At 69.1% G+C, this 25,064-nt stretch carries 21 protein-coding genes and 1 pseudogene; 13 read left to right on the top strand and 9 right to left on the bottom strand.

The genetic code is table 11. The annotated features are described in order from the left end of the window. Positions 1–22 precede the first annotated feature (22 nt). The 4 genes from ACFWNN_RS33135 (at position 23) to purL (ending at position 3,989) form a co-directional block, all read left to right on the top strand. Positions 23–598 (top strand): hypothetical protein, encoded by a 576-nt coding sequence (locus tag ACFWNN_RS33135; RefSeq protein WP_382443957.1) that lies wholly within the window; start codon positions 23–25, stop codon positions 596–598. A gap of 234 nt (positions 599–832) precedes the next feature. Further along, complete coding sequence (gene purS / locus ACFWNN_RS33130; RefSeq protein ID WP_030477798.1) at positions 833–1,072, top strand: phosphoribosylformylglycinamidine synthase subunit PurS; 240 nt, start codon at positions 833–835, stop codon at positions 1,070–1,072. Beyond that, complete coding sequence (gene purQ / locus ACFWNN_RS33125) at positions 1,069–1,740, top strand: phosphoribosylformylglycinamidine synthase subunit PurQ (protein ID WP_382443876.1); 672 nt, start codon at positions 1,069–1,071, stop codon at positions 1,738–1,740. The genes purS and purQ overlap by 4 nt, the downstream gene beginning before the upstream one ends. Continuing rightward, positions 1,737–3,989 (top strand): phosphoribosylformylglycinamidine synthase subunit PurL, encoded by a 2,253-nt coding sequence (purL, locus tag ACFWNN_RS33120; RefSeq protein WP_382443875.1) that lies wholly within the window; start codon positions 1,737–1,739, stop codon positions 3,987–3,989. Before purQ ends, purL begins: the two co-directional genes overlap by 4 nt. Positions 3,990–4,024: 35 nt before the next feature. Here the strand turns inward: purL and ACFWNN_RS33115 are convergent, their stop codons facing one another. Next, positions 4,025–4,816 (bottom strand): lysozyme, encoded by a 792-nt coding sequence (locus ACFWNN_RS33115; RefSeq protein WP_382443874.1) that lies wholly within the window; start codon positions 4,814–4,816, stop codon positions 4,025–4,027. Positions 4,817–4,858: 42 nt separating this feature from the next. Next, positions 4,859–5,698: an aldo/keto reductase gene (locus ACFWNN_RS33110; RefSeq protein ID WP_382443873.1), complete on the bottom strand. Its 840-nt coding sequence runs from the start codon at positions 5,696–5,698 to the stop codon at positions 4,859–4,861. A 78-nt stretch (positions 5,699–5,776) separates the two neighbouring features. Here ACFWNN_RS33110 and ACFWNN_RS33105 point away from each other — a divergent pair, with 78 nt between their 5' ends. Then, entirely contained in the window at positions 5,777–6,670 is an 894-nt protein-coding gene (locus ACFWNN_RS33105; RefSeq protein ID WP_382443872.1) for a LysR family transcriptional regulator, read from the top strand. Positions 6,671–6,790: 120 nt separating this feature from the next. Here the strand turns inward: ACFWNN_RS33105 and ACFWNN_RS33100 are convergent. After that, positions 6,791–6,913: pseudogene (locus ACFWNN_RS33100) on the bottom strand (pentapeptide repeat-containing protein); the annotation flags it as partial. A gap of 616 nt (positions 6,914–7,529) precedes the next feature. Further along, entirely contained in the window at positions 7,530–8,396 is an 867-nt protein-coding gene (locus ACFWNN_RS33095; RefSeq protein ID WP_382443871.1) for a hypothetical protein, read from the bottom strand. Positions 8,397–8,467: 71 nt separating this feature from the next. Between ACFWNN_RS33095 and ACFWNN_RS33090 the strand changes: the two genes are divergently transcribed. Both ACFWNN_RS33090 and ACFWNN_RS33085 read left to right on the top strand, forming a co-directional pair. Further along, complete coding sequence (locus tag ACFWNN_RS33090; RefSeq protein WP_382443870.1) at positions 8,468–9,280, top strand: SAM-dependent methyltransferase; 813 nt, start codon at positions 8,468–8,470, stop codon at positions 9,278–9,280. 60 nt (positions 9,281–9,340) lie between these two features. After that, positions 9,341–11,506, top strand: a complete 2,166-nt coding sequence (locus ACFWNN_RS33085) for a putative bifunctional diguanylate cyclase/phosphodiesterase (RefSeq protein WP_382443869.1) — start codon at positions 9,341–9,343, stop codon at positions 11,504–11,506. On the opposite strand, the gene ACFWNN_RS33080 is transcribed toward ACFWNN_RS33085, so the two are convergent. Further along, on the bottom strand, positions 11,503–14,142 hold the full coding sequence (locus ACFWNN_RS33080; protein WP_382443868.1) for a glycoside hydrolase family 2 TIM barrel-domain containing protein: 2,640 nt from the start codon (positions 14,140–14,142) through the stop codon (positions 11,503–11,505). The genes ACFWNN_RS33085 and ACFWNN_RS33080 overlap by 4 nt on opposite strands. A gap of 150 nt (positions 14,143–14,292) precedes the next feature. Here ACFWNN_RS33080 and ACFWNN_RS33075 point away from each other — a divergent pair, with 150 nt between their 5' ends. The 5 genes from ACFWNN_RS33075 to ACFWNN_RS33055 all read left to right on the top strand — a co-directional run bounded on the left by ACFWNN_RS33075 (position 14,293) and on the right by ACFWNN_RS33055 (position 19,168). Beyond that, on the top strand, positions 14,293–14,886 hold the full coding sequence (locus ACFWNN_RS33075) for a DUF3558 domain-containing protein (protein ID WP_382443867.1): 594 nt from the start codon (positions 14,293–14,295) through the stop codon (positions 14,884–14,886). Between the two features lie 123 nt (positions 14,887–15,009). Then, positions 15,010–15,381: a transcriptional regulator gene (locus tag ACFWNN_RS33070; RefSeq protein ID WP_382443866.1), complete on the top strand. Its 372-nt coding sequence runs from the start codon at positions 15,010–15,012 to the stop codon at positions 15,379–15,381. 15 nt (positions 15,382–15,396) lie between these two features. After that, on the top strand, positions 15,397–16,665 hold the full coding sequence (locus tag ACFWNN_RS33065; RefSeq protein ID WP_382443865.1) for a PPE domain-containing protein: 1,269 nt from the start codon (positions 15,397–15,399) through the stop codon (positions 16,663–16,665). Next, positions 16,662–17,468 carry an ESX secretion-associated protein EspG gene (locus ACFWNN_RS33060; RefSeq protein WP_382443864.1) on the top strand — a complete coding sequence of 269 codons (807 nt, stop codon included), beginning with the start codon at positions 16,662–16,664 and terminating at the stop codon, positions 17,466–17,468. The genes ACFWNN_RS33065 and ACFWNN_RS33060 overlap by 4 nt, the downstream gene beginning before the upstream one ends. Positions 17,469–17,587: 119 nt before the next feature. Continuing rightward, entirely contained in the window at positions 17,588–19,168 is a 1,581-nt protein-coding gene (locus tag ACFWNN_RS33055) for a glycosyl hydrolase family 28-related protein (RefSeq protein ID WP_382443863.1), read from the top strand. On the opposite strand, the gene ACFWNN_RS33050 is transcribed toward ACFWNN_RS33055, so the two are convergent. Together ACFWNN_RS33050 and ACFWNN_RS33045 are read right to left on the bottom strand one after the other, a co-directional pair. Then, a complete protein-coding gene (locus tag ACFWNN_RS33050; RefSeq protein ID WP_382443862.1) occupies positions 19,165–20,817 on the bottom strand; it encodes a hypothetical protein in 1,653 nt (550 codons plus the stop codon). The two genes, ACFWNN_RS33055 and ACFWNN_RS33050, sit on opposite strands and share 4 nt — an antisense overlap. Continuing rightward, positions 20,814–22,286 (bottom strand): hypothetical protein, encoded by a 1,473-nt coding sequence (locus ACFWNN_RS33045; RefSeq protein WP_382443861.1) that lies wholly within the window; start codon positions 22,284–22,286, stop codon positions 20,814–20,816. Before ACFWNN_RS33045 ends, ACFWNN_RS33050 begins: the two co-directional genes overlap by 4 nt. A gap of 89 nt (positions 22,287–22,375) precedes the next feature. Here ACFWNN_RS33045 and ACFWNN_RS33040 point away from each other — a divergent pair, with 89 nt between their 5' ends. Further along, on the top strand, positions 22,376–22,723 hold the full coding sequence (locus tag ACFWNN_RS33040) for a sterol carrier family protein (RefSeq protein WP_382443956.1): 348 nt from the start codon (positions 22,376–22,378) through the stop codon (positions 22,721–22,723). On the opposite strand, the gene ACFWNN_RS33035 is transcribed toward ACFWNN_RS33040, so the two are convergent. Next, positions 22,720–24,690: an alpha/beta hydrolase gene (locus ACFWNN_RS33035; RefSeq protein ID WP_382443860.1), complete on the bottom strand. Its 1,971-nt coding sequence runs from the start codon at positions 24,688–24,690 to the stop codon at positions 22,720–22,722. The two genes, ACFWNN_RS33040 and ACFWNN_RS33035, sit on opposite strands and share 4 nt — an antisense overlap. Next, entirely contained in the window at positions 24,687–25,010 is a 324-nt protein-coding gene (locus tag ACFWNN_RS33030) for a type VII secretion target (RefSeq protein WP_382443859.1), read from the bottom strand. Before ACFWNN_RS33030 ends, ACFWNN_RS33035 begins: the two co-directional genes overlap by 4 nt. Positions 25,011–25,064: the final 54 nt, after the last annotated feature.

Raw genomic sequence — 25,064 nt, 5'->3', positions numbered from 1 at the left:
CGGACCCGATCGGTTGGAGTTCGTGAACTGGTGTTCGACACTTGCCGATGAACGTCTCGTGAGTGTGCACGCCTTTGTCGACGAGTCTCGGCGCAACGACACGTATCTGCTGGCGGTAGCCCTGATCGACCCCGGCCAACTGACCAAGCTGCGCAAGTTGTTGATGGGGCTGCGCATGCCGAACCAGCGCGAGCTGCACTTCAAGAAGGAGACTCCGGCTCGCCGCAAGCAGATCCTGTCGACCTTGGGATCGGCAGTGGTCCAGGTCGACGTCTATCTCGCGTGCTGCCGCAAGGGCGAAGAGCGGGCGCGGCAGACCTGTGTCGCGCGGTTGACCGACGACGTGCTGAAGGTCGGCGTCACTCGGCTGGTGTTCGACAGCCGTGAGGTCCGTGACGACCACGACCTGCTGACCATCAGGACTACCCTCGGCAAGTCCTCGTGGGGCACGGGCTTGTTCTACGAGCACCTGCCCAGCGAGAACGATCCGCTGCTGTGGATCCCGGACATCGTCGCGTGGTGCTACGGCGCCGGCGGTGACTGGTTGCGTCGCGTGCAGCCGTTGATGGGCAACGTGATCGACACGAGGAAGCCCTAGAAAGCGCGAAGCACGGCGGCCGACCGTCCGGACGGGCACCGTGCTCACTTCTCCGGCTTACGGGCCGAAGCTGACACCAGATTACCAAACCGTCGGTCCGAGGCAAGGTCGTTCACCCGGAAGTGGAGCGGTGACGATGTGCCCCCGAACACGTGTCGGGAGGATGAACTCCCAGGTCAGGTAGGCTCCCGAGGTACCGCCAGCCCCTCTCCGATCACCCAGGAGCAGTCTGTCGTGGCCCGAGTCGTCGTCGACGTCATGCCGAAGCCCGAAATCCTCGACCCCCAAGGCCAGGCGGTGGCGAACGCGCTGCCTCGTCTCGGCTTCGACGGTGTCACCGCCGTCCGCCAGGGCAAGCACTTCGAGCTGGAGGTCGCCGACGACGTCGACGACGCCACGCTCGCCAAGATCGCCGAGACCTTCCTCGCCAACCCCGTGATCGAGGACTGGACCGTGCGCAGGGTCGAGGCATGAGGGTCGGTGTCATCACCTTCCCCGGCACACTCGACGACGTAGATGCGCAACGCGCAGTCCGTTACGCAGACGGGGAAGCGGTCAACCTCTGGCACGCGGACCGGGACCTGAAAAACGTCGACGCCGTGATCGTGCCCGGCGGGTTCAGCTACGGCGACTACCTGCGGTGCGGTGCCATCGCGCGGTTCGCGCCCGTCATGCAGGAAGTGGTCGAGGCCGCGAACAAGGGGATGCCGGTTCTGGGCATCTGCAACGGCTTCCAGATCCTCGCCGAGGCCCATCTGCTGCCCGGCGCGCTGACTCGCAACGAAAAACTGCACTTCGTGTGCCGCGACCAGTGGCTGAAAGTCGAGAACAACGCCACCAGCTGGACCACCAGGTACGACCGGAACGCCGAGATCCTCGTGCCCTTGAAGTCCGGTGAGGGCAGCTACCAGGCGGACGAGGACACCCTCAAAGAGCTCGAGGACAACGACCGGATCGTCTTCCGGTACGTCGGGGAGAACCCCAACGGCAGCCGGAACGACATCGCCGGCATCTCGAACGCCAGGGGCAACGTCGTCGGCCTCATGCCGCACCCCGAGCACGCCGTCGACGCGCTGACCGGGCCCACGGACGACGGCCTCGGCATGTTCCTGTCCCTGCTCGACACGGTGGTGAACGCGTGATCGACACCGTCAAGAACGCCGAGGCGACGCCCGACCAGGAACAGCCCTACAAGGAGCTGGGCCTCAAGGACGACGAGTACGCGCGCATCAAGGAGATCCTCCACCGCAGGCCGACGGACGCCGAACTGGCCATGTACTCGGTCATGTGGAGCGAACACTGCTCGTACAAGTCGTCCAAGGTGCACCTGAAGTACTTCGGTGAGACCACCACGGACGAGATGCGCGGCAAGATGCTCGCGGGCATCGGCGAGAACGCCGGCGTGGTCGACGTCGGCGACGGCTGGGCCGTCACGTTCAAGGTCGAGAGCCACAACCACCCGTCGTACGTCGAGCCCTACCAGGGCGCCGCGACGGGCGTGGGCGGCATCGTCCGGGACATCCTCGCCATGGGCGCGCGCCCACTCGCCGTCATGGACCCGCTGCGGTTCGGCAGGCCGGACGCCGAGGACACCAAGCGCGTGCTGCCCGGCATCGTCGCGGGGGTCGGCGGGTACGGGAACTGCCTCGGGCTGCCGAACATCGGCGGCGAGGTCGTGTTCGACGAGTCGTACCAGGGGAACCCGCTGGTCAACGCCCTCTGCGTCGGGGCGATGCGCAAAGAGGACCTGCACCTCGCGCACGCGTCAGGCACCGGCAACAAGGTCATCCTCTACGGCGCGCGCACCGGCCTCGACGGCATCGGCGGGGTCAGCGTGCTGGCGAGCGAGACGTTCGACGACACGGCGGGCAAGCGCAAGAAGCTGCCGAGTGTCCAGGTCGGCGACCCGTTCACGGAGAAGATGCTGATCGAGTGCTCGCTGGAGCTCTTCGAGAAGGACCTCGTCGTCGGCATCCAGGACCTCGGTGGCGCCGGTCTGTCCTGCGCGACGAGTGAACTGGCGAGTGCGGGCGACGGCGGCATGCACGTCTACCTCGATCGCGTGCCGCTGCGGGCCGAGAACATGACCCCGGCCGAGATCCTCAGCAGCGAGTCGCAGGAACGCATGTGCGCGGTCGTCGAGCCGGGCAACGTCGAGGCGTTCCTGCGGGTCTGCGCGAAGTGGGACGTCATCGCCACCGAGATCGGCGAGGTCACCGAAGGCGACCGCCTGGTCATCACCTACCACGACGAGGTCGTCGTGGACGTGCCTCCGCGCACGGTCGCGCACGAGGGCCCGGTCTACGAACGGCCGATCGCGCGCCCCGCCGACCAGGACGAGCTCCAGGCGAACACGCCGGACAGCCTGCCGAGGCCGGAAAACGTCCTGGAACTCATCAAGATCATGGCGGCCAGCCCCAACCTGGCCTCCAAGAAGTGGGTCACCCAGCAGTACGACCGGTACGTCCGCGGCGGCACGGTCCTCGCCCAGCCGAGCGACAGCGGCATGATCCGCATCGACGAGGAGACCGGCCGCGGCGTCTCGCTCTCCACCGACTGCAACGGCCGCTACACCAAGCTCGACCCGTACGAGGGCGCGAAGCTGGCGCTCGCCGAGGCCTACCGCAACGTCGCCACCACCGGCGCCACGCCCGTCGCCGTCACCAACTGCCTCAACTTCGGCTCGCCGGAGGACCCAGCGGTCATGTGGCAGTTCGAGCAGGCCGTGAAGGGTCTCGCGGACGGCTGCGCGGAGCTCGGCATCCCCGTGACCGGCGGCAACGTCAGCTTCTACAACCAGACCGGCACGACGGCGATCCTGCCGACGCCGGTCGTGGGCGTGCTCGGCGTGATCGACGACGTGCGCCGCCGCATCCCCACCGGGATCGGGGCGGAGGCCGGCGAGACGCTGCTGCTGCTCGGCGAGACCAAGGCCGAGTTCGGCGGCTCGGAGTGGGCCCACCACGTCCACGGTCACCTGGGCGGACTGCCGCCGAAGGTCGACCTGCAGCGGGAGAAGCTGCTCGCCCAGGTCCTCGTCGCGGGCTCGCGGGACGGCATGGTCAGCGCCGCGCACGACCTGGCCGAGGGCGGTCTCGCCCAGGCGCTGGTCGAGACGTGCCTGATCGGCGAGGTCGGCGCGCGGGTGTTCCTGCAGGGCGACCTGTTCACCGAGCTGTTCAGCGAGTCCGCCGGACGCGTGCTGGTCGCCGTGCCGCGCACGGAGGAGCAGCGCTTCGTCGACATGTGCACCGCGCGCCGCCTGCCGTGGCGCAAGGTCGGTGTCGTCGACCCGGAGTCGAACGCCCTGGAGATCCAGAGCCTGGGCGAACTCGCGCTGGACGAGCTGCGCGAGGCCTGGGAGGGCACGCTCCCGGCCCTCTTCGACTAGCGAAACGGGCCCCGCCACGTCAGGCGGGGCCCGTTTCAGCTCGAAGCGATCCGTTGCAGCTGCTCGAACCGGCCGTTGAACAGGTTCTGGTCGCCCGGGAAGAGCCCGGCCGCCTGCCACTGCCAGATCGTGTGGAAGTCGAAGCCCACCGGCAACGCGCCGAGCTTCGAGTTGTAGTGCGCCACCCACAACGGGTTGTCGTCACCGAACTTGTACGAGCCGCCGACGCACTTGTTCCACCAGCTCGTGGACGTGTAGATCGCCGGATGACGTTTCGTGCGCGCGTAGACCGTGTCGCTGAACGCCCGCACCCACGTGGTCATGGCGCCCTGGCTCATGTTGTAGCAAGTGTCGCCGTACGGGTTGTACTCCATGTCCAGCGCGGGCGGCAGCGTCTTCCCGTCCGGTGACCAGCCGCCGCCGTTGTCGACGAAGAAGTTCGCCTGCGCCTCGCCGCTCGCCCGGTCCGGCAGCGCGAAGTGGTACGCGCCGCGGATCATGCCGACGTTCAGGGAACCGTTGTACTGCTGGGTGAACTTCGGGTTCCGGTAGGTGGTGCCCTCGGTCGCCTTGACGTAGGTGAACCGCGCGCCTTTGTCCCAGGAGGACTTCCAGTCGACGTCACCTTGGTGGCTGCTGACGTCCATGCCGGGAACTTTGCCCTCGGTGGGCGGGGAATCGTCCGAACGAAGGTCGCCCGTGCCTTCGTGCTTGAGGATCTGGGAGCCCGCAGTGTGGTCCGCGGAGCCCTCGGGCAAGGGCGCCGCGGACGCGGGTGCCGGCGAGAGGCCGGCGACGATCGCCACGATGCTGATCAAGGTCCGCATGGAGTAGATCGTCCGACCATTTGTCCTAATTAGCCACCAGGGTCACCCGTCCAGGCGGGACAGTTCCTCGGCGGACAACTCCAGGTGGGTGGCCGCGGCCGAATCCAGGATGCTGGCCGGGCGAGAAGCACCCGGAATGGGGACTACCACTTCCGACTTCGCGAGCATCCACGCGAGACAGACCTGGTGAGCGCTCACGCCGTGGGTCTCACCGACCTCCTGGAACGGACCGCCCAACGACCCCGCCTTGCCGATCCCTCCGAACGGGCTCCACGGCAGGAACGCGATGCCGAGCTTCGCGCACAGCTCCAGTTCGGGTTCGCTCGATCGGAACACCGGCGAGAACTGGTTCTGCACCGCCGCGAGCCGCCCGCCGAGGATGTCGTTGGCCAGCACGATCTCGTCCGGGTTGAAGTTCGAGACACCGGCGTAGCGGATCTTGCCGCTGTCCAGGATCTCCTTCAGCGCGCCGACCGACTCGGCGATCGGCGTCTTCGGGTCCGGCCGGTGGAACTGGTACAGGAAGATCTGGTCGACGCCGAGCCGCCGCAACGACCCGTCGACCGCCTTGCGCAGGTACTCGGGCCGCCCGTCGAGCTCCCAGCCACTACCGGACACGCGCGTGTGCCCGCCCTTGGTCGCCACGAACACCTCTTCGGAACGGCCGCGCAGCCCTTCGGCGATGAGCTCCTCGTTGTGCCCGAAGTCCGAGTCGTCGAGCGAGTAGGCGTCGGCGGTGTCGATGAACGTCACGCCCGCGTCGAGCGCGGCGTGGATGGTCTCGATCGCCTGCGAGCGCTCCGGCCTCCCCTGCACGGAGATGGGCATGCCGCCCAGGCCGATGGCGCTGACTTCCACTTCTCCGATGCGACGCTTCTGCATGTACTCCACTCTGGACCCTCCGGATTAAGCTGTCCAACGCAGAGAAGTGATCTCATTGAGCACTCAGGGTGATGAATCGTGGAACTCAGGCAGCTGGAGTACTTCCTGGCCATAGCCGAAGACCTGCACTTCACGAAGGCCGCGCGCCGGATGCACGTCGCCCAGTCGGGCCTCTCGGCGTCGATCCGGGCGCTGGAGGTCGAACTCGGCGCGCCGCTGTTCCTGCGCACCACCCGCCAGGTCGAGCTGACCCAGGCCGGCCGCGCCCTGCTGCCGGAGGCGCGACGGGCGCTGGCCAGCATCTCCTCCGCCAAGGACGCCGTCGCCGCCGTCCAGGGCCTGCTGCGCGGCACGCTGTCCGTCGGCAGCCTCCAGTGCCTGCACGTCGTGCACCTGCCCGCGGTGCTGGCGCGCTTCCACGAGCTTCACCCGGGAGTGGAGATCAGGATGCGCCAGTCCGGCAACGCCGACCTGGTCGAGGAGGTCCGCGCGGGCAGGCTCGACCTCGCGTTCGTCACCCGCCAGCCGAAGATCGCCGACGACCTGCGGGTGTCCGCTCTGGCCGGTGAACCGCTGGTGCTCGCCTGCGCGCCGGGCAGCCCGTTCGCGGGCAGGGAGTCCGTGGCGCTGGCCGAACTGACCGGTCAGTCCTTCGTGGACTTCAACCCCGACTGGGGCACGCGCGACCAGGTCGACCGCACGCTCGCCGAGGCCGGGATCGACCGGCACGTCGCCGTCGAGGTCAACGACGTGCACTCACTTCTTGACTTCGTGGCCTTCGGGCTCGGCGTCGCCCTCGTCCCGCAGTCGTTCGCCCTCAAGACTGATCGAGCGCACTTCGTCGGCCTGCGCGGCGACACTCCCGCCGCCGAGACCGTCGTCGTCACCGCGAACACGGTCGGCGCCGCCGCCGGGGTGCTGCTCGACATGGTCTTCGAGGCGCGGGCGGGCAGGCTGCGGGCTGCCGGTTAGCTTCCAGCCGGGGTACTCGTTGCGCATCGCCGTCTCCGGCAGCACCTCCAGCTCGCCGACCTGCCGGGCGGGCACGTGCTCGGACAGCGCGAGGAACGTGCCGACCTGCGCTGCGCGAACGTCGACCTCACCGGCGAACCGGACCTCGGAGAACGCGACCCCGCCGGCGAACTTCGTCTCCGTGAGGTTCAGCCGTCCGTGGAAGGTGGAGCCGGAGAAGAGCGTGGGCTTGCGGATCTCCATGCGGGGCAACGCGGTGATGCCGTAGAACTGCGCCCGCCGCGCGATGAACCTGTTGACCCGCCTGCCGTCCAGCTGGAAGTACTCCAGCGCGGCGCCGGTCAGGTCGAGGTCGTAGAAGTCCTTCCTGCCCTTGTTCCCCCACGAGAGCAGGTCGCGGATCAGCCGTTGCGCGGTGCGCCGGACCTGCTGCTCCCGCTGCGCCTCCTCCGGCACCTCCTCGAGGAACACCGTGTCCGGGTCGGCGCCGTTCTCGGCCCACGTCGGGTGCTTGAACGGCCGCCGCAGGTACGCGCACAGCACGTCGAGCACGGTCTGCTTGTAGCGCGGGGTCGAGTTCGCCAGCCACACCAACGAGTGCATCGCGCCCACCCGCACCTGGTCGGCCTCGTTGCCGAGCAGCTCGACCGACCGCGCGAACCGTTCGTCGGCGACCTTCTCGCTCTCCAGCGAGTGCTTGCGGTCGTTGAGCCACAACGCGTACAGCGCGACGACCGCACCGCCCGCGACCCCGGCCGTCTTCACGATCTCGACGGCGGGCGCCTTGACGAGCCACAGCAGCACCGCGGTCGCGGCGGTCACCACGGCCGCGGAGATGACGGCGAACAACCACTTCACGTCAGTTCCTCCACGCTTCGGGCAGGTCGGCCGCCACGGCGAACGTGCAGCCGTCCGCCTTCACCTCGGCCCACTCGGAGTTCAGGAACTTGGTCTCCCCACCGAACTTCGTCTCGGTGAAGATCGCGATCCCCTGCGCCTTGAACCGGCTGAACCACCCGCGGCCGACGACCTCGGTGTGGTGCATGTGGAACCGGCCGGTCATGGTCGCCTCGGTCACGTAGAAGTGGCCGTGGATCTTCATGTGGTGGAACGAGTTCGAGTCCTCGAAGTGCGCGACCCGCATGTAGAGGTCGCCGACCTGCCGGTACGACAGGTCCATGAACTCCAGGTGTGCCTTGGTGAGGTTGAGGTCGTAGAGCGGCGGGTTCTTCTCCTCCAGCCGCGGCAGCAGGTCCTCGATCAGCCGTTGCGAGGTGAGCCTGACCTCCAGCTCGATCTCCTCGGGATCGGCCTGCCTCTTGCGGTACGGCTGCCGCAGGTACGCGCAGAGGATGTCGAGGACGGTCTGCGTGTAGTCGGTGCGCGACTTCGCGAGGCCCGCCAACGCGTGCATGGCGCCCACGCGCACCTGGGCGGTCTCGTGGCCGAGCAGTTCGACGGCGCGCGCGAACCGTTCGTCGGCCACCCGCGAGCGGTCGTGGTCGATGCGCTGGCTCTCCAGCTCCTGCCGCGCCTCCTCGACCTTGCGCCGGCGGTCGTTCAGCCAGAGCGCGTACAACGCGACGATCGCACCGCCCGCGAGACCGCCCGTCTTGATCGCCTCGTGCTTGGGCGCGCCGGGGTCCACGAGCAGCAGCGCGCCGCCGACCAGCAGAAACGCGCCGATCGACGCGAGAATGGTCGACAGCAGCAAACTTTTCCTCACGAGGTCCGCATTCTGCCAAGAGGCGGGTGCATGATGGGCTGGAACGGTCCGAACGCGGGTGGGGTGAGCGAGTGGAGCGGCCGAACTGGGCGCCGGGGGACATCGACCTGGAACGGCCGAGCGTCGCGCGCGTGTACGACTACTGGCTCGGGGGCGCGCACAACTTCGCCGCGGACCGCGCCGTCGGCCAGAAGACCCTGGAGACCATGCCCGAGCTGCGCGGGGTGGTGCTGAACCACCGCGCGTTCCTGCGCCGGGCCGTCCGGTACCTGCTGAGCCAGGGCGTGCGGCAGTTCCTCGACCTCGGGTCCGGCATTCCGACCGTCGGCAACGTGCACGAGATCGCGCAGGCCACCGACCCGCGGGCGCAGGTCGTGTACGTCGACATCGACCCCGTCGCCGTCGCGCACAGCCGGTCGATTCTGGGCGGCAACGACCACGTGGGCGTGCTGCAGGCGGACGTGCGGGACTGGGTGGGTGTGCTGGCCTCGGACGAGGTCGACAAGCGGCTCGACTTCGACGAACCGGTCGCGGTGCTGATGATCGCGCTGTTGCACTTCGTGCCGGACGAGGACGACCCCTGGGACATGATCGGCGGCTACCGCGACAGGCTCGCGACCGGCAGTTTCCTCGCGATTTCGCACGCGGGTTACGAGGCCGACGAGGAGTCGGACGCCTCGAAGGAGGCGCGCCGGATCTACGACCGCAACGTCACCCGGATGACTTTGCGGGACCTGGCGGAGTTCACCAGCCTGTTCAAGGGGTTCGAGCTGGTCGAGCCCGGTGCGGTGCGGGTGCCGGCGTGGCGGCCCGAGTCACCGGCCGACGTCGAGGAGTCGGGACAGCGTTTTCCGGGGTTCGCCGCGATAGGCCGGAAGGCGTAGAGATGACTGCGGACGGCGACCGGCCGTATGCTCCGCGTTCGTGGCGTTAGGGCCGAGAAGATGACCGATCGGGTTGACCAGCGGGTGCGTGAGGATCGTTCACGACTGAGCCCGGCCGTACTGGCCGGTGCGGGTTCGTTCGCGCGCAGCTGGGCCACGGCCGTGATCGGGTCGAGTTACGTGCCGATGACCAGGGCCGAGGTCGCCCAGCACCTCCAGGACCTCACCGAGATGCTCGTCGAGGCCCTGTTCGCGAGCCCGTTCCGCACCGCGCCGGGCTACGAGATCGGCTCCCGGCTGGTCGACGCGCACTTCACCGGCACCGACACCCTCGGCCGCACGGTCCAGCTGCTCGGCGACGACCTGCTGGCCGAGCTGGGCTTCCCCGGCGACGACCGGCTGCAGTCCCGGCTCGCCGCCCTGCAGGGCTCGCTGGCCGCCGGGTACGCCCGCGCGTTGCGGGAACGGACGCTGGCCGAGCAGGAGGCCATCAGGGCCGCCGTGCTGGACGCCCGCGACCAGGCCGAGTCGATGCTGCGCGCGTCCGAGGCCCGGTTCCGCGCCATGTTCACCGAGGCCGCGATCGGCATCGGCATCGCGGACATCGACGGCCGTATCCTCGACGTCAACCAGGCGTTGCAGGACATGCTCGGGTTCAGCGTCGAGGAGATGCGCCAGTACAACGTGCGCGACCTCATGCACCCCGAGGACGCGGGCAGCGTGTGGCGGCTCTACGACCAGCTGATCGCGGGCGAGTGCGACCACTACCGCGCCGAGAAGCGCTTCCACCGGGCCGACGGCGAGCAGGTGTGGACGCACCTCACGTTGTCGCTCGTCCGCGACGACCACGGCGAGCCGCAGTACCAGGTCGCGATGATCGAGGACGTCACCGACCGCCACCTGCTGCAGAACCGCCTGCGCTACCAGGCGTTGCACGACCCGCTGACCGGCCTGCCCAACCGCGCGCTGTTCCTCGAACGCCTCGGCCGCGTCTTCAACAATCGTGCCAAGCACGTGCGAGCTGGCTTGTGCTACCTCGACCTGGACGGCTTCAAGGTCATCAACGACTCGCTGGGCCACGACATAGGGGATCAGCTGCTGGTCGAGGTCGGCCGCCGGCTCGACCACTCGGTGTCCGGCGAGGGCAAGCTGGTCGCGCGCATGGGCGGCGACGAGTTCGTGATCCTCGTCGAGGGCTCGTCCGGCGAGCAGGACATCGTCGACGTCGCCGACCGCGTGCTGACCGAGCTCGAGGCGCCGATCCGCATCGCGGGCCACGAGCTGTCCGTCTCGGCCTCGATCGGCATCGTCGAACGGCAGCTGTCCGGCACGACGTCCGCGGACCTCATGCGCGACGCCGACATCACGCTGTACTGGGCCAAGGCGGACGGCAAGGCGCGCTGGGCGTTGTACGACCCGGAGCGCAACGCCAAGGAGGTCGCCCGCTTCACGCTGTCGGCCACGATGCCGCGCGCGTTGGAACGCGGCGAGTTCTACGTCGAGTACCAGCCGTTGGTGCGCCTCGAGGACTCCACGGTGACGGGCGTCGAGGCCCTGGTCCGCTGGCAGCACCCGGAGTTCGGCCGGCTCGCCCCGGACCGGTTCATCGAGCTGGCCGAGGAGACCGGGCTGATCGTCCCCTTGGGACGGTGGGTGCTCCGCAAGGCCTGCGAGGAGGCCCGGCGGTGGCTGGAGGAGTTCGGTGACGCGGCGCCGTTCGTGTCGGTGAACCTCGCCGTGCGCCAGTCCCGCGACCCCGAGCTCGTGCGGGACGTCAAGCAGATCCTCGACGAGTGCGGGCTGCCGCCGCACCACCTCCAGCTGGAGCTCACGGAGTCCGCGATCATGGGCACCGCCGACGAGCCGCTGGAAGCGCTGCGGGCGTTGTGCGACATGGGTGTGCGGATCGCGATCGACGACTTCGGCACCGGCTACTCGAACCTCGCGTACCTGAAGCACCTGCCCGTGCACGAGCTGAAGATCGCCGGCTCGTTCATGGAGGGGCTGCGGGCCGAGAACGAGGAAGACCCGGTGGACGCGCAGATCGTGGCGACGCTGGTGCAGCTCGCGCACGCGCTGTCGTTGGGGGTCACGGCGGAGGGCGTGGAGACGCCCGCGCAGGCCGCCCGGCTGCTGCGGCTGGGATGTGACACGGGCCAGGGCTGGTTCTTCGCCCGCCCTGGCCCGCCCGAGAACATCGACAGCTTGTTGCGCGGAGACCTCTAGCGCTTGCTCACGTTGTGCCCGGACACCTCGACCACCGGCTGCGCGCCGCCGAGGTCGGACGTCCGGTACTCGGCCCGGATCGTCTGCGTCTCACCGGGGAACAGCGTGATGTAGTTGTCGGACCAGTCCGCGGGCAGCACCTCGGGACCGCCCTGCCCCTTGCGCAGCGACGCCCGCAGGAAGAACGCGACCGACGTGCCGGTGTTCTTGATCGTCACCGACGTGGCCTGCCTGCCGTCCGCACCCGGAGTCGTGGTCGAGGACACCGACACCTGCCCGGCCTTGAGCGAGCTCAACGACTTCAGGTCCGTGTACTGGGCCTGTGGCGTGTAGTACCAGTCGCCGCCGTTGTAGTTCAGCGTGTCCGCCTTGGTGGACAGCCAGTACACGTTGCGGTCGATCTCCTTGCCGCTGGAGTCCTTGAGCAGCAACCGGACGAAGTACGCCGTCGACAGCCCGGACGGCTGCGGCAGGGTCCCGACCCGCACGGACCCGTTGGCCTTGGCCGGGACGGACCGCGTCTCGTTCGCCTTCTGCGTGCCGTCCGAGTTGAAGACCGTGACCTGCAACTGCAGGCCCTGCTTGGCTTCCAGGCCCATGTTCACCACGGCGAGCGACTTGTCGTCGTAGGAGTACTGGGCGTGCAGGGCCTTGTTCGCCGTCTTGGCGCCGAAGTACGACCCCGCCGTGGCGAGGTTGTAGTTGTAGAGGTGCCAGAAGAGCTTGGGCCACGGGTCGTTCTGCATCCAGTAGATGACGCCCTGCGCCTGGTTCGCGCCGGTGTCGGAGAAGTCGCGGCCGAACGCCTCGAACTGCGCGCGGTTCGTCTCGTACTGCTGGAGCTGGGCCTTCTTGACGAAGTCGTCGACGTTCGACGGCTTGCCGTAGCGGTTGTCGAGCGCGGTGCCCCAGAAGCCGATCTTGCTGAAGTTGCCGGACGGCGACAGGTGGTACTGCTGCGCGTTGTAGTCCGTGAGCTTGTTGATCTCGGCCTGGCTCAGGAACTTCCTGAGCTCGTCCATCTCCGGGATCGCGAGACCGGGACCGATCTCCGACGCGAAGCCCGCCGAGCCGCCCTTCTGGTTGTTGTACCAATAAACCGGCGGCTCCCACCAGTACGGGCCGTCCATCTTCATGCCCGAGTCACCGAGCTGCGGGGAGCTGCGGCGCGCGGCCGCCGTGACGATCGGCGTCTGCCAGTCGGCCCGCTTCAGGGCGTCCAGGTAGATCTTCTCGACGGCGGTCACCGGGGCCTCGTCGGAGCCGATCAGGAACGTGAACACGCTGGGGTGGTTGCGAATGCGCTTGGCCTCGCCCTCGGCGGACGCCCCCGCGACGCGCTTGTCCTCGTCGGTGAAGCCGCCGGTGCCCTGCCACTTCGAGCAGCACTCCCAGCCGGTCATCAGCAGGATGCCCATGCGGTCGGCCATGTCGTAGATCTCGTCGTTCTCGGGCTTGCCCTCGAGACGGATCGTGTTGAGCCCCATGGACTTCGTCAGCAGCATCTCGTCGGCGATCTTCTGCACGTTCGTGCGCAGGAAGAGGTCCGACGCCCAGCCGCCACCGCGGATCAGGATCGGCTTGCCGTTGATCTGGTACTGGATGTTGCCGCTGATCATCTTCGAGGTGACCTCGCGGATGCCGAACGTCGTCTTCTGCTGGTCCGACGCGGCACCGGAGACCGTCGCTGCCGCCGTTGCCTCGTACAGCGGCTGCGCGCCCATCTGGTACGGCCACCAGATCTGCGGGTTGGTGACGTTCAGCGTGAACGTGAGGGTCTTGGTCTCGTTCGCTGCCAGGCTCACGTTCTGGCTGTAGTTCTGGCCCGCCGTGCTGCCGGAGACGGTCGTGGTGACCGCGCTGCCGGTGTTGTTGCGCGCGTCGACCTTCACCGTGACGGTCGCGGTGTTCAGGTTCGGCAACGGCAGATCGGACAGCACGTGCAGGCCCCGCAACGAGACCGCGCCGCTCTGCGCGAGGTCGACGTCGCGGAACAGGCCCTGGTTGCGGTCGGGCGGGAGCTGCGACCAGTCGATGAAGTGGATCACCAGGTCCTTGGCCGGGTCGGACGGCGACGCCTTGATCGCGACCGCGTTGTCGCCCTTGCGCAGCAGGCCGGTGACGTTGAACTCGTGCGTCGGGTACGCGCCGATGACGGTGTCGGTGCCGGCGACCTTCGTGCCGTTCAGCCACACCTCACCGCGGGAGATGACACCGCCGTTGAGCTTGAGGAAGGTGTTCACGCCCGGCTGCGGGTCCGCCTGGAAGACCTTGCGGTACCACCACGGCACCTTGAAGTCGTTGGCGTTGGCCTTCTTCAGGTTGTCCGAGTAGTTGACGTCGCCGTACCTGTTGTTGGCGACCAGCCCGGCCATGACGGTCGACCGCGCGGGCACGGTCAGCCAGCCGGCGTCGGAGTAGCCGGGGCCGGAGATCACCGTGCCGGACTGGGTGGCGGTGGCGCTCGTCTGCATGCGCCAGTCGGGGATGGTGGAGGTCTGTCCGGGGGCGGCGGCCACCTTGAGCGCCGCTCCCGTGCCGGGCACGGGGCCCGCGTTGGCTGAGGTACCTGGCACCAGCAAGGCCAGACCCACCGCCGCCACGACCAGGGTCGGTAGTGGTCGGTTGCGCAGCATGTCGCTCCTCGACGCATCGGGGCGGCGGCGCTTCGGGGTATCGTAAAGAAGGTTTCCTTTTAGTGAGGTCACCGGCAATGCGCCTTACGGGTGACGCGGGACACATCAATCGCCACCCTCCGTGCCCGGCGATCCGATAGCTTGGCCGCCATGCGTCGACTTGCCGTCCCGTTCCTGCTGGCAGCGGTCCTGACCGGGTGTTCTTCGACCGAACCGGGAAAGCCCACCGCAGGGGACTCGGGCACCGGGACGCCGACGACCGGAACTTCAGCCGGAACGGCCCCGGTCAGCAGGCCGAAGGCGGTCGACCTGAAGACGATCGACCCGTGCACGCTCATCACCCCGGAAAAGAAGACGGCGCTGGGTTTGAACGTCGTCAAAGCCGGGGACCCCCTCGCCGATTACGGGGAGGGGAGCAAGCGGTGCAATCAGACGTACGCGGACCAGCTGTACATCTCGAACATCCACACGCTGCTCAACGGCGGGGTCGACCGGCTCAAGCAGACGACGGGTGAGTCGAAGCTCACCCCGGTGAAGGTCGCGGGCTACCCCGCCTACCTGACCCGGCGGGAGTCACCGGGCTCCGCCGGCGCGTGCGAGGTCTACATCGACGCGAACGACGGCCAGTTGCTGCTGGTGAACGGGGTCGCGGGGTTCGCGGACGACAAGGCCACGGTGGACGGTGCGTGCGAGCGGGCCAAGGCGCTCGCGGAGGCCGTCGGTGCTGTTCTCGCGACGAAATGACAGTTGAGTAGATCTACGCGCCTTATACCGGGAACCGGTCACTCGCGTAATGCATCAGAGCTACAGTCGTCCCAAAAGCACACACGGCTCGTTCCCTGAGGGCCGTACTGAGGAGGGTGTGCCGTGTTTCTCGCGGATGGTGGTGGAGGCGCTTCGTCGCCGCCAGAGTTCGGTCAGCGCAAGCTGAAGGTGGACCCGTCCGCCATTCCTCAGGCGAGGAAGGCCTTCGAACAGGCGCTGGCGGAGTTCAACGAGAAGATCACGCCCGCTGTCGACGACCTGCCCACCAAGCCGTGGGCGGGGGACCCGATCTCCAGCGAGACCTCGAAGGCGTTCAACGAGCAGACCTCCGAGAAGGCCCTGGCGGCGCTGAAGTTCTACAAGCAGCAGCTCACCGGCGTCATCGACCAGCTGAAGATGATCGAGGAGCAGTACCGCCAGGTCGAGGGCGACAACGCGGCCATGTGGGGCAAGCACCTGCGGGACCAGGGCTGAGAGGGGGACTGACCGATGACTGACCACCGCTTCCAGGGGTACGGACACCCCGAGCTGTACAAGATGATCAACTCCGGTCCCGGCGTCTCCGCCTCCATCCCGGTCGAGGCCGGCTGGAAGAAGATCGCCGCGACGCTGGCGCAGATCGACGCGGACCTGCACACGGGCCTGAAGAAGATGGGCGCGGACTGGGAGTCCGACGCCGCCGACGCCGCGCAGGGAGCGCTGTCGCCGCTGGCCGAGTGGGCCGGCTTCGCCGAGACCGGCGCGACCACCATGGAGAGCTCCGCGCGCCTGCAGGGCGAGTACATCGCCGACGCGCGCAAGAAGATGCCCGAGGTCGTGCCCGTCACGACCGAGAAGCCCGGCCTCCTCGACATCGCGGCCGGCGCGCTGACCGGTCCGGTCGGCATGGCGCACGTCGTGGGCCAGCAGGTCGACCACGAACGGCAGGAGGCCGCGGCCGACAACGCCGCCGCCCAGGCCGTCAAGGTCATGGAGGACTACCAGTCGGACAGCCGCTGGAACTCCTCGACGCTGGGCGACTTCCCGACGCCGCCGACCGTCGTGATCGACACGCCGCCGCCCGGCGACACGGGCACCGGCAGCACGCGCGTCGGCTACACGCAGACGAGCAGCGGCGCGCCGACCGGCACCACGACCTCTCCGGCGTGGACGTCCGGTCCGACGAACACCGGCACGCAGCAGCAGGTCTCGACCGGCTGGACGCCTCCGCCGACCGACACCACGCACACCTCGTGGACGCAGCCGCCGACGACCACGCCGACGCCGCCTCCCACGTACACCCCGCCGCCCACGAACACCCCGCACCCGACGCCGACCCCCACGCCGGTTCCGCCCGGCGGTCCGGTGTTCACCCGTCCTGGCACGGGTGGCCCCGGCGGTCCTGGTGGCACGTCCGGTGTTCGCGGTGGCCAGCTGGGCACCGGTGGTTCCGGCAAGGCGTTCGGGCCGATGTCCGGCTCGCTCGGCGCGTCCGGCCAGCAGGGTGCGATGAAGCCCGGTGGCATGCCGGGCGGCATGTCCGGGCTCGGCCACGGTCCTGACGGCGTGCGCGGCGGTGCCATGGGCTCCGGCGCGGGTGCCGGTGCCGGCAAGGCCGGTGCCGCGGGTGCCGGTGGCGCGGGCGGTGCCCACGGCCAGAAGGGCGAGGGCGAAGAGGACATCGAGCACAAGGCGGCCGACTACCTCGTCGAGACCGACGACGTGTTCGGCGACGAGCGGATGGTCGCTCCGCCCGTCATCGGCGGCTTGTCAGAGTGAGCCTGTTCGGCGCTCCGGCGGAGAGAGAGCCGATCGCTCTCTCCGCCGAGGAGTTCGACGTGGTGTGGGAACGGATGAACGTCGGCCCCATGCCGCTCGTCCTGAAGGTCCCCACGCCCGGGAAGACGCGGGACGAGCGCATCCAGCTCGAGAACCGGGTCTTCGCGCAGTTGGACCACCGGCGCCTCGGCAACTCCCGCGCGCTCTCGTCCGAGCTGGACGGGTTGCTGCGGATGTTCGTGAAGCCCGAGCGGGAGGCGGACGGCCGCCTCTGGCTCGGCCACAGCCTGCGCGTCCTCGCCGTGGCGAACGGTGACTGGGGCGCGCTCGCGACCTTGCGGGACGACCAGCTGACGTTCCAGCCGTGGGCGGGCTCCGGGCTCGCCTCGGCGGTGCTGTCCGTGCTGCCTCAGCACCCCGCCGGAACAGGGCTTTCGGTGACGTTGCCGAGCGCCGACATCGAGAAGGCGATCGCGAACACCGACGGCTCGCCGAAGTCGATGGAGGCCGCGTTCCGGGGCATCGGGCTGCGCGAGGACGACGCGAAGGCGCTGGTGAAGATGTTCACCGGGCTCGTGCACACCGGAAACTTCGGGGCAGCGGCCAGGGACAAGTACGGCAAGCGCCGGCGGCCGGAGCGCGTGGTGGCGTTCTTCGACACCGAAGAGGGCCGCTACCTGCAGCAACGCCGTGCGTCGAGCGGTCAGCCGCCGTGGAGCACGTTCACGCCGACCGACGGGCGCCGGATGATGCACCAGGTCGACGAGCTGATCGCCGAAGCGGTGCGTTCCGCCGGCGTCTGATGTCTGGTTTGATCTGATCACCGCCGCCGTGGCCAAGACCCCTTGGAGACGGCGAAATGAGCATCGACAGAAGGCTGTTCCTGCTGGCTACAGGGGCTGCACTGGTCGGGACGTCAACGATGACGGGGACTGCTTCCGCGCAGTCCTCAGCCTCGCTGTGGCAAGAGTTCGTTGCCGATCCCTTCAACCACCCGCAGATCCCGAACATCGCCTACGCGGGGTACCGCACCGGTGAGAAGCCCGCCCGTCGTCCCGTGCTGGCGAACGTGCTGTTCTTCGGAGCGCGCAAGGACGGTTCCGCCGACGCCTCCGCCGCGATCAACAGGGCCGTGGAGTTCGTCGGCCGGCTGGGCGGGGGCACCGTCTACGTGCCGCCCGGCCGCTACCGGATCGACGACATCATCCGCATCGGCTACGACAACGTGGTGTTGCGCGGCGCGGGGAGCTCGAAGACGACCTTCTACGCGACGCGGTCGCTGGAGGAGATCGTCGGCATCAACCGCAGCCGGTACGGGTCGGAGAACTCGGCGTGGAGCTGGTCGGGTGGCCTGGTGTGGGTCTGCCACCGGGATCGCTACCAGCCGCTGGTCGACGCGATCAAGGCGAAGAAGTGGCCTTTCGAGGGCTGGACCGGCAACGAGCTGGAGCAGGGTTCGTTGCTCACCAACGTCGTCGGCTCCGCCGCGCGGGGCTCGTTCGTCGTGACCGTCGAGAATGGACGGTCGTTGCGCGCCGGGCAGCGGGTGTTGTTGCGGCTGGACGACTCCGAGTACTCGCTGCCGAAGCACATGTGCGGTGATGTTCCGGGGACCACGACCTACCGCTGGGACGACAAGGACAAGCTCCTGTCGTACTTCCCGTTCCTGTGGCCGGTGCGGGTGGAGTGGGTGCGGGGCAACAGGGTCAAGCTCGCGCAGCCGTTGCCGCTGGAGATCCGGCCGGAGTGGAAGGCGCGGCTGACCACGATGGCGCCGGTCGTCACGGGTGCGGGCGTCGAGGGCATCAAGATCGAGATGTTCAAGGTGCCGACGCCGAAGCACCTGCTGGACAAGGGGTACAACGGCGTCGCGTTCCAGTGCGCGTGGGACTGCTGGGCCGACGACGTGCACGTGCAGGACGTCGACAACGGGTTCTTGCTGGTGTCCTCCAAGGGAATCTCGCTGCTGAACACCCGTGTTTCCGGCCGTGGCCACCACCACGCGTACGCCGTGCGCGAGCAGTCGCACGACAACCTGACCGACGGGTTCGTGATCGAGGCGCCGTCCGAACCCTCGCAGGCGGGCGCGGGCAACCACGGTCTGAACGTCGAAGGCCTGTCGTGCGGCAACGTCTGGACCCGAGGCCGGATGGACCACGACGTCTTCGACACGCACCGCGGGCTGCCGTTCGCCAACGTGCGCACCGAGATCACCATCAACAACGTCGGCGCGCACGGCGGCAGCGCGAACGCGGGACCGTTGTACGGCGCCCGTTTCACGCACTGGAACGTCACCGTCACCAACCAGCGGGCCGGCAACGTCCGGATCGACCAGGTGGCGCCGTGCAGCGCGACCGTGGCGATCTCGGAGGTCCGCGACTTCGGCCAGATCGACAAGCCGGACTTCACCGGCGAGCTGAACTCACGGCTGGAGCTGTACGGCACGACCTCGGTGGTCCCGCGCAACCTCTATGACGCACAACGGAAGTTGCGCCGCGGCTAGCTCATCGCGACGGGCAACGACCACGCCCGGTCGTTGAGGTCGGTGGGGAGCACGACGTTCTCCACCGACCGTCCGATGCGCCGCGTCCAGCCGTTGTCCCACTCCAGCCGGTACGACGTCTGCACGTCCGGGAGCCGCACGGGCGTTGTGCCGCACAGCAGCAGGTGTTGCCCGTAGGTGCGGCCTTCCCGGCTCAGCGTCTGGAGTGCGGCGAGGTGTTCCGGTCGTGGTTCGTCCACGCAGACCAGCAGTTCCGGCATCGCGAGCCCGGCCGCCCGGTGGTCCCAGATCGTGCGGGACCTGTGGTCGGCCAGCGTTCTGACCCGCTGTTCGTGGTCTGCCAGCAGGTCGACGAGGCCGTGGCGGACGTGCGGAGCGCCGTCGAGACCGGCGAACACCTCCGTGCCGAGGAAGACGATCTGCAGCTCTTCCGGTGAGTGCCGGGCCATCAGACCGAGCACGAGCGCTCGGACACCCTCCGCCCGTTGGCCGTCCGGCGCCACGATCTCGCCGTGCGGCCCCATGCCGTCCTGCAGGTGGGTGGACTTGAGGTCGATCTCGATCTTCTGCCCGTACTCGTCCACACCGACCGCGACCCGGTACTGCAGCTTCACCGGCCGCGGGCGCCACACGTGCGTGTTCGGCATGTCGTGCAACGAGAAGAAGTCCGGTGCGGGTTCGTCCTGGAGCATCAACGCGGGGAGCCGGCCGGCCATCTCGTCGAGGTTCGCCGGTGCCTCGCAGTCCTCGACCAGCACGTCCGTCACGTTGCTCGGCCGGTCGAACAGCAGCTGCACCCCGGACTTCCCGACCTCCTCGGCGACGGCCGTGAAGGCGCTGAGGTCGTCGAACCCGCTGACGCAGACCAGCAGTTGCGGCAGCACCTGGTCGAAGCCGCGGTGGTCGAACACCGTCCACGTGTTGCCGACGATCTCCAGCCGCCGCTCCACTTCGGCCTCCAGCTCCGCCACGACCTCGGCGAGATCGGCGTTCCGGTGGTGCGCGATGACGTGCGGTGCCTGGTCGAGCCCGTCGAAGATCCCGCTGTCCCGGGCGTCGACGAAGACCGCCTGGAACAGCTTGGGCGAGTGCGTGCACATCAGCGCCAGCACCAGGCTCCGGAACGCCTCTGCCCTCGGGACGCTCAGATGCGACCCGGTCCGCCACTTGCCGTCGGCGAAGTGCGTCAGTTCCGCGACCACCGGCGCCCCGGCCGCGTCGACGCCGACCGGGACCTTCCACCAGCGCCCCTTCCACGCCAGTGCCTTGGTGAACCGCGTCATCCCGTGCAGTGCCAGGAAGTCCAGGACCTCGACGCGCAGCGGCACGCGTTCCGGCAGCTCGTCGACCGACCGGGCGGTGATGATCACCCGGACGTTCCACGAGGCCGCCGCGATCCACCGGACGGCCTCGGCCAGCCCGGGATCCGTTGCGCTGCAGTGCTTCCAGTCGTCGACCAGCAGCGTCGCCCCCGGCTCCGCGCCGCGTTCGAACCAGGCCAGCAGGTTCTGCCGCCGCCGTTCGTCGCCGGGGTCGAAGCTGACCGCGACGCCGTCCTGCGCACCCCGTCCGATGCGGTAGACGCCCCGCAGGCCCGCGATCCGGCGAGTGGTGAGGTGCGGCGGGCCGATGAGCGCGAGATGGGTCATGGGCGGGCGATCCGGGCGTGCAGGCCGTGCGGCACGGACAGGCCGAACCCAGGCAGGCCAGGCACCTTCGCCGCCTGTTCGGCGTCCACCAGCGACGAGCTCGGGTCCTCCAGCCGGAACTCGATCCCGAACGCCAGGTTCTCCCTGATGAACGGCGGCACCTGGTCCCAGGTGAAGGCCGTGACGATGATGTGGCGTTGCAGGTCGAGCGGCTCACCGGGCCCGTCGAGCAGTTGGAAGCGCGCGAGGTCGTCGCCCAGCACGGCCGCCAGGGTGCGCAACGTCGTGGTCTTGCCGGTCCCGGCCTTGCCGACGATCGCGCCGTGCTTCTGCTCGTCGGTGAAGCCGTGGAACAGCACCTCCCGGCGTTGCTCCAGCGGCACGTCGAGCAGCCCGATCCCGCCCGGTGGCAACGTGTCGAGCGCGATGTCGGGCCCCTGGTGCAACGGCGGCAGGGCCAGCACGTGCGCCGGCGGGCTGGTGCCCATGAGCGCCCCCGGGAGGGCGTCCGCCCACTCCTCCAGGTCGTGCGGCGGGATCGCGGACGGCCAGGCGGGCGGGTGCGACACGGGGAAGGTGTCGCCGGAGAACAGCACGTGGAGGCCGAGCGCGCGGCCGGCGGTGAGCTGTTCGAGCACACTTTGATAGCCGGGGAACCGTTCCAGCAGCACCTCGGCGCTGTCGATGCAGACCAGCAGGGCGGGCAACGGTTCGCCGGTGTGGTCGCGGCGCCGGGCGACCTCCGCGGTGAGGCCGTCCCGGAACCGTTCGAAGATCTCGTCGCCGTCCTCGCCGGTGAGCGCCAGCGCCACGTGCGGGGCCGCGCTCAGGCCGTCGAAGACGCCGATGTTCTTCATGTCGAACAGGGCGAGGTTCAGGTGCTGCGACGAATGCGTCGCCATGAGCCCGAGCAACGCGGCCAGCAGCAGCTGTTCCCGTTGCGCCGCAGGGCCGACGCACGACCCGCACGTGGTGATGTCGAGGTACACCGGCCAGCCGCGCGCGTCCGCCCCGATGGCCGCCTTCAGGTCGTCGCGCTGGTTGATGCCCGTGAGATCCGCCTCGATCCCGTGCAGCGCCAGGAAGTCCGTGGCCTCGCCGTGCAGGTGCCGCCGCAACCCGTCGGGCAGCGCCGCCCACCTCCGCGCCGTCACGACGACCTGCACGCCCCGTGGCGGCCCGAACGCCGCGATCCACTCGACCGTCCGCGCCAGCTCCGGATCGAGGTCCGCGCACAGCTGCCAGTCGTCCACCAGCAGCACGGCACCGGAAGGCGCCCCGCGCTCGAACCAGTCCAGCAGACTCCGGCACCCCGACTGGTCGGCCGGGTCGAACGACGCCGACACCGGCAACGGGTCAGCGCCGCGCCCGATCCGGTAGACCGCCATGTCCGGCGCGGCCGCGAGGGCCGTCGTCAACGTCTCCCTGGTGGCGCGCCCGGGACCGACGACGGCGAAGTTCCTGATCACGGCCCCAGATATACCAACAGCGCCGGGAGGCCCGCTGCCCCTTCGCTAATGTGGGCGACGTGCCAGCGAAGCCCGTCGACCCAGCCGAGATGCGCGCCGCCGTCGAGGCCGTCCTCCCGTGGCTGCGAGGCGAGTCCGACCAGCCAGAACGCCCGGTCCTGGCCGCCGCGGTCCGCCTGAGCCTGCGCACCCTGGAACGCATCGCCCCTGGCCGCAGCGTGGAGGTGCGAGTCCCGCCCTTCGCCGCCGTCCAGTGCGTGGAGGGCCCCCGCCACACCCGAGGAACACCCCCGAACGTGGTGGAGACCGACCCCAGAACGTGGCTCGAACTGGCGGTTGGCGCGCTGGCCTGGCCGGACGCCCTGGACGAGGCCCGGGTGACCGCCTCAGGCACCCGAGCCGACCTCTCCGCGCTGCTCCCGGTCGTGAAGTTCTAGAACCACGACCCGACGGTCTTGATGGCCCCGCCGACGCCGTCGACGACATCGCGCCCGAGCTCCACCGCGTTGCCCACGGTGTCCACCACGACGTCCCCGACGTCACTGGCCAACTCCCCGGCAGTGCCCAGCGCGTTCCGCCCGGCATCCCCCCACCGCCCGTGGGAGATGTCGTCCACGACCTGCCCGCCACCGCGCCAGACGTCCTCGCCCATGTCGACGACCTCCTTGCCGGTGTTGACCCCCCAGTCGAGCACGGGGCCCACCACGGGCAGGTCGGAACCGGGCACCTCGACGGGCACCGGCGAGTCCTGCCAGCGCTGCTCGCTGACCGAACCGCCCTGGCCGGTGGCGATCTTGGCGAGGTTGTCGAGCGACTCGGAGCCCTTGTCGTAGTAGGCGGAGTGCGCGTGCCCGATCCAGCTCTCGCCGGAAGTGCCGAACTGCGTCGCACCGAACGACTTGTCGTACGGCCCGGTCGACGACCCGTCCTTGGTGAACCAGTCGCCACTGGTCCCCTGGATCACCGGGTCGTGCTCGGTGCCACCGACGTACACGTGCCCGGCACCCGGCCCGAGCTGGCTCACGTTGGACGCGCCCACACCCGGCGACCCGACGAACGCGATGTCGTCCGCCTTCAGCCCGTTGTCCATCGCCGAGTAGCCGACGACCGTGCTGCCGTAGCTGTGGCCGATCACCGTCACGTGCGCGTTGGGGTTCGCGACTCGGTAACCCTCGACGTCCGCGGCCAGGAGCCGGCCGCCCTCGATGGCCTGCGCGGGGTCGTTGACCTGGCCGAGCGCGGCGGCGGGTGCGTCGTAGCCGAGCCACTGGATGGCGGCGCCGTCCGGCCCCATCTTCTCGCTGAGGTTGAGAGCCTGATCCGTGCTGAAGCTGGTGAGGTCGGACGTCGTGCCGGGCACGGCGACGGCGAGGTGCTTCGCGGTGTCGGGGTTGCCGTACGCGATCGCCATCGTGCCTTCTTTGTTGCCCGGACCGTCCGGGCTCCAGTGCAGGATGTACGCGTCCTTGCCGATTCCCTTGGCCTGCTCGACGGCCTTGTCCAGCTGGATCTTGGCGTTGTTCGAGTTCTCGAGGCGACGTGCGGCTTCGTCGCGCTCCGCCATGAGCTGGGAGCCCTGGGGGTCGTTGCGCAACGCGCGTTCGGCCTCCGCCGTCCCGGGAGTGACGCCGAGTTCGCGGGCACGGGCCTCGAGCTGGGCGTCCAGCTGCTTCTTCTGCTCTCCGAACCGGTCCACGTCGTTGGTGATGCGCTTGCGGTTCGCGTAGTCGAGCACGTCGGCGGGGAGGCCGCGGAGCTGGCCCAGCTCCTGGAACTTGGTGTTCTTGAGCGCGTCCTGCTGTTCCTTGCTGAGCGACTTCCACCAGTCGGCGACCGCCTTGGGGTCGCTGCCCGGCGGTGGCACCGGGGGAAGTGCGCCACCGAGGGCGCCGAGCTGGACGGCCTTGCTCCAGCCGCTGTCCGAGCGCGCCGACTCCTCGAAGCCCGGCGGGATCTTCGTCAGGGCACTCGCGTAGGAGCGCAGGACGTTGTCGTAGCCCGACTTCACCTTGGTGAGCTGCTCGTTGACCTGGTTCGCGAGCTGACGGGTCTGCTGCTCGTCCATGCCGGGCGGACGACCGCGCCAGACGCCTATCGCCTGGTCCGCGGCGCCCCGCATCTGGCCGTACGCGCGGGAAGCAGCCTGAACGATGTCGACACCGGCGCCGAGTCGTTCGGCCGCGGCCTTCGCGGCGGTGACGGACAACTCGGCCCGTGCGGTGAACTTCGTCGCGGTGTCGCCGGTCCAGTTGCTGACCGCGGTCTTGCCGCCGTTGGCGGCGGACTCGCCCGCCCGGCCGACCGCGCTGATCGCGCCGGTGATGGGATCCGCGGCGGAGGCGATCCGGCCGACATCACCGGACGCGAGCCTGCCGTAGAGGCCTTCCGGATCGGTGTAGCTCACTGTCCGCCCCCAAGTCCGGAGAAGAGCTTCTTCAGCGACGTCGCGTGGTCCTCGTCGGTGCGCAGGTAGGCCTCGGCGTTCGACACGAGCCCCTCCGCCGCGTCGGTCATCCAGGCGGAGCCGCGCTGGAGGTCCTGGGAGTGGGTGCCGACGAACTTCGCCAGTGCGTCCGCGAACTCACCGGCCGCGTCCACCTCGCCGAGCGCACCCGCGTCGAGCCTGAGCATCGAGATCATCTCCGCTGCCTCGCGCACCGCGTCGGAGCCGTTGCCGAACTCCTTGGACGCGCTGCGCAACTGCTCTGGCTCAACGCCGAACATCGCCACCCCCTGTAGGTCCTCGATCACTGCGACGCGAATACATCATCGCCGGTT

Origin of the sequence: Lentzea sp. NPDC058450, from assembly GCF_042721395.1 — a bacterium.
GTDB lineage: Bacteria > Actinomycetota > Actinomycetes > Mycobacteriales > Pseudonocardiaceae > Lentzea.
Note: the sequence above shows the minus strand (reverse complement) of the source record. Positions and strands in the feature narration are given on the sequence as shown.